The organism is Mesorhizobium sp. M2C.T.Ca.TU.002.02.1.1 (genome assembly GCF_003997225.1).
The window spans coordinates 1-4,526 of sequence record NZ_RZTO01000515.1 but is presented as its reverse complement, the minus strand read 5'-3'; the positions used below and the strand labels follow the sequence as shown (position 1 = coordinate 4,526).

Genomic DNA, 4,526 nt, shown 5'->3' with positions numbered 1-4,526 from the left:
TTTCGCACGCAGGCTCAAGTCGCTCAAAGGCCTCACGCCTTATGAGTTCATCTGCAAAATCTGGAAACAAGAGCCCGAACACTTCAGGGTCGACCCGGTCCATCAAATGCCGGGACTAAACACCTAGGATCCATGCCGTGACCTCGGTCGAATGGCGCAGCGGAGCAGAATTCTGCACCGTTAGCATTGTTCCGATGTAACGGAATGGATCCTCGCGCTGCGTCGCTTCGCTCCTTGCTTCGCCCGTGGATGACGAGGCTGCGAGGTTTCGGCCAATCGCGAAACCCGCCAGCCCGTCAGATCGCCTTCAGCAGGCGCAGCAGGCCGAGCATCTCGACAAAGGTCCCTTTGCGGAAGGCGATATAGGTCGGCTCCTCGACGCCGTGGAAGCGGCGTTTGAAGGCTGCCTGGCCCTGCAGGTTGAAGCGCGAGCGGTTGACCCAGGGCGAGTTGTAGGCGCGCTGGAAGGCGCCGCGCCAGAAGCCCGATTCGGCAAAGCCGCTGGGCTCGATATCGAGCAGCGGCGAGAGGCCGAGCGTCACCTCGGAGATGCCTTCCTCGCGAAAACGGTCGACGGCGAATTTGGTCAGCCCGATCTCGGCATGCGGCGTCGCGTCGACCTGCTTGCGCTTGAAGGATGTGGTGTAGCCGATGACCTTGCCGTCGCGAAACAGCGGGTCGAAATCGAGGATGGCGAGAAGCCGGCCTTCAGGGCTGTGCATGAGGAAGCGGCGCATGTCGGCGCCGAGCTCTTCGGAAAAACGGCGGTTGAGGAAGCCCATCTCCCAGCGCTTGATGATGCGCTCCTTGCGCCAGTCGGCGGAAAGCTGGATGATTTCCTCTTGCAGTCCGTCGCCTCTGTCCTCGGCGATGACAAAACCCTTCTTCGTCAGCCAGCGTTCGGAATAGCGCACGGTCTCGTTGCGCTTGCCGGAAAAATCATGTGCCGGCAAAAGTAGCCTGGTGTCGATGCCGAGGCGATTGACCATGTAACCAAGGCCGGCGAGCACCTTGGCCGTCTCGGCGCCGATCTGGACGAACCATGGTCCGCCGGCGGCTTCGACGAAGCGCTTGATGTAGAACGCGCGATCCGCCGGATCGACCACCGGATCGCCCAGCGCGAAATGGCGGCTCATCTTGGTGCCGAAGGCGATGTAGCCGTCGCCGTCGCTGAAATAGGACAGCTTCTGTTGCACGGCCGTTGAATAGGCGAGCGAGAAATCGCCGTAATGGCGCACCAGCGCCAGGCGCTCGTCATCCGTCAACTCGCGCCGCGGCACCTTGGGTGCCACGGCGTCGAGAAGCCTGTCGAAATAGATGCGCAGGGGCGCCATGAGCTCCGCGTGCCAAGAAGTGATGACCTGCCGCCCTCAGGTCGCGAATCGCTGGCGACCGCTGCCGGCCACGTCGCGTCTGCGCGATATAGGGTGCAATTGGCGGCGAATGAAGGGCAAACGTCGCAAAGCGCCGCTATCGCCCATCGGCTGTCGCGACGGATACGAAAAGATCGGCTTGATATTTCCATGCAATGTTATATATCAAGTTATAGATTTATGACGAGCCAACCATGGAAGACATTCTTCGATCCCTCGGCTTTCTCTGCCTCGGCAGCCGGATGAAGCGCATAGGCGAGCAATTGCAGGCCGACACGCAGCGCGTGCTCGACCGCCTGGACATGCGCATCCAGTCGAGCCAGTACCCGCTGCTCGCCGCGCTCGACAGGCTGGGCCCGCTGCCGGTCGGCGAGCTGGCGCAATCCTTGGGTGTCGCGCAACCGGGCGTGACGCGCAGCGTGGCGCTGCTTGCCGAGCTGGGGCTTGTCGAGGTCAACCCCTCGGAAGAAGACCAGCGGCGCAGGATCGTCTCGCTGAGCCGCGACGGCCGACGGCTGGTCGACCAGGCGAAGCGCGACATCTGGCCAGGCATCGAAAAGGCCGTGGCGGATTTGTGCGCCGATCTTTCCGGGCCGCTGCTCGGCCAGCTTGCGGCAATAGAGGACCGGCTGGCGGCGACGCCGCTTCATCGCCGCGTCGAAAACGCCAGGGTGGTCGCGCCGTGAGACATGTTCTCGACCGCCCTGTCTGGAGCGCACTTACGACGCGGCAGCGGACTTTCGCGGAGGGTGGCGATCTCGCGCGCCGATACCGGCCGTCGATCATCCCGTTCGCCGCCACGGCAACGGACGATCCGGAAAGCCTGCACGCGCTCGGAAGGCTGGTTTCCGCCGGCGAGACCGTCATCCTGGCCCAGGCCGAGAACATTGTCCTGCCGCCGGCGCTTGTGGCGACAATGACCGCCGATGCCGTGCAGATGATTGCCGGGCAAGGCTTGCGGACGGTCGCCGACCGTCGGATCGAGCAACTGACGCGGCAGGACGCCGCCGAGATGCTTGCGCTCGCCTCGCTGACCAAGCCAGGCCCGTTCACGCTGGAGGCCTTGAGCCTCGGCGACTTCTGGGGCGTGAAGATCGATGGCAGGCTGGCCGCGATGGCCGGCGAGCGCATGAAGCAGCCCGGCTATTCGGAACTCAGCGGCGTGTGCTCGCATCCGGATTTTCGCGGCGGCGGTCTCGCCCGGCTGTTGTCGCTGTTTGTGGCCAACCGCATCATCGCGCGCGGCGAGGTGCCTTATCTGCACGCCTTTGCCAACAATGCCGCGGCGATAAAGCTCTACGAGTCGATCGGCTTCCGGCTGCGCAGCGGGATGAACATCGCGATGGTTCAGCGGGCGGGATGAGACGCGACGTCGGGGGGCTCCGCCAATCCCCGACGCCAAGTCCTTGTCCGCAGGCTTAAACCGCGATCTTGCCGCCGCCCTGCTTCGTAATCGCAACCACCGAAGGCCGCACCGGCATGTCCGGCTTGAAGTCCGGCCAGCGGGTCGACGGGTCCTCGTAATAGGACGGGCGGCCGAACCCTTCCCAGTCCTCGCCGCCGTCGCCCGGATGCTGCACGGCGACGAAAGCCGTCTGGTCGTCCGGCGCGAAGAGCGGGCCGCACATTTCGGCGCCGATCGGCACGCGGAAGAACAGCTTTGACGTCGCCCGCGCAGCACCCTCGGTGTCCACCGCCCAGAGGCCGTCGGTGCGGCCGGTGGCCTTCGGGCCCTGGCCGTCGGTGGCGACCCACAGGCGCCCGGCGGAATCGACAGCGCAATTGTCCGGCATGCCGAACCAGCCATGCGCGGTGGTCGCGGTCGAGAAGGTGGCGCCGACATCGGCCACCGAGGGATCGCCGCATTTCAACAGCACTTCCCACTTGCCCTTGGCAGCAGTGAAGTCGCCGCCGTCCTCGACGATCTCGATGATGTGGCCGAAGGCATTCTCGGCGCGCGGGTTGGCGGCGTCGACCTGATCGGCCTTGCGCTTGGAATTGTTGGTCAGCATGACATAGACCTTGCCGTTGCCGGCATTGGGCTGGATGTCCTCCGGCCGGTCCATCTTGGTCGCGCCGAGCAGGTCGGCGGCCCGCCGCGTCTCGATGAGAACGTCGGCCTGGGACGCAAAGCCGTTCTTCGCCGTCAGCGGGCCTTGCCCGAACACGATCGGCATCCATTCGACCGAACCGTCCTCGGCGAATTTCGCCACATGGAGCGTGCCGTCGTCGAGCAGGTTCATGTTGGCCGCGCGGTCGTCGGCATTGAACTTACCGGCGGTGACGAATTTGTAGACATAGTCGAAGCGCTCGTCGTCGCCGAGATAGAAGACGACGCGGCCGTCCCTGGCGACGATCGATTCCGCGCCCTCATGCTTGAAGCGGCCCATGGCGGTGCGCTTCCTCGGCACCGAAGCCGGATCGTTGACGTCGACCTCGACGATCCAGCCGAACCGGTTCGGCTCGTTCGGCTCCTTGGCGAGGTTGAAGCGATCGTAATGCGCGCCCCATTCATAGGCGCCCTCCGGGATGCCGAGGCGCTTGTAGTTGGCGGCTTCCTTGTGGCCTTCGGGCAATTCGCCCGAGAAATAGCCGTGGATGTTTTCCTCGGCCATCACATAGGTGCCCCAGGGCGTGACGCCGCCGGCGCAATTGTTGACGGTGCCGATGACCTTGGCGCCGGACGGATCGGCATTGGTCTTGACGCGGTCGTGACCGGCAACCGGGCCGGAGAGCGCCATCTCCGTGGTCGACATGATGCGGCGGTTGAGCTTGCCGTCGCGCACCACCTGCCATTTGCCGTCCTGCTTGCGGATCTCGACGATGGTGCCGCCATGCGCGGCCATCTCGACATCGACCTGCTCCTTCGAGAGCGGCGCTACCTCGGCGGCCTTCTTGCCGTCCTTCTCGACGATCGAAACGATGCCCGGGAACATCAGATGCGGGTTGGTGTATTCGTGGTTGACGACCAGCAGGCCATGTTCGGCGGAGCCGTCGATCGGGATATAGCCGACATAGTCGTTGTTGTAGCCGAACTGCCTGGCCTGGGCCTCAGCCGACTGCTTCAGCGGATCGAACTCGGGTGAATCGGCAAACAGCGGATCGCCCCAGCGCAGCAGCACGTCGGCATCGTAGCCCGGCGCGACATGGTGC

The 4,526-nt window shown here is 64.4% G+C and carries 4 protein-coding genes and 1 pseudogene; 3 read left to right on the top strand and 2 right to left on the bottom strand.

Annotated features, from left to right (window positions below):
• A pseudogene (locus EOD07_RS23745) lies at positions 1-127 on the top strand (IS481 family transposase); the annotation flags it as partial.
• 169 nt (positions 128-296) lie between these two features.
• Here EOD07_RS23745 and EOD07_RS23740 read toward each other — a convergent pair.
• Positions 297-1,334, bottom strand: a complete 1,038-nt coding sequence (locus tag EOD07_RS23740) for a phosphatidylglycerol lysyltransferase domain-containing protein (protein WP_127237179.1) — start codon at positions 1,332-1,334, stop codon at positions 297-299.
• Between the two features lie 233 nt (positions 1,335-1,567).
• Between EOD07_RS23740 and EOD07_RS23735 the strand changes: the two genes are divergently transcribed.
• Together EOD07_RS23735 and EOD07_RS23730 are read left to right on the top strand one after the other, a co-directional pair.
• Complete coding sequence (locus EOD07_RS23735; protein ID WP_127237178.1) at positions 1,568-2,059, top strand: MarR family transcriptional regulator; 492 nt, start codon at positions 1,568-1,570, stop codon at positions 2,057-2,059.
• A complete protein-coding gene (locus EOD07_RS23730) occupies positions 2,056-2,736 on the top strand; it encodes a GNAT family N-acetyltransferase (protein WP_127237177.1) in 681 nt (226 codons plus the stop codon). Before EOD07_RS23735 ends, EOD07_RS23730 begins: the two co-directional genes overlap by 4 nt.
• A 55-nt stretch (positions 2,737-2,791) precedes the next feature.
• Here EOD07_RS23730 and EOD07_RS23725 read toward each other — a convergent pair.
• The coding region (locus EOD07_RS23725) for a PhoX family phosphatase (protein WP_164772467.1) at positions 2,792-4,526 on the bottom strand (1,735 nt) is incomplete at its 5' end.

Excerpts from the sequence above, each read along its gene's own strand:
- EOD07_RS23740 (WP_127237179.1), bottom strand. The coding sequence starts at position 1,334 with ATGGCGCCCCTGCGCATCTATTTCGACAGGCTTCTCGACGCCGTGGCA.
- EOD07_RS23735 (WP_127237178.1), top strand. The coding sequence starts at position 1,568 with ATGGAAGACATTCTTCGATCCCTCGGCTTTCTCTGCCTCGGCAGCCGG.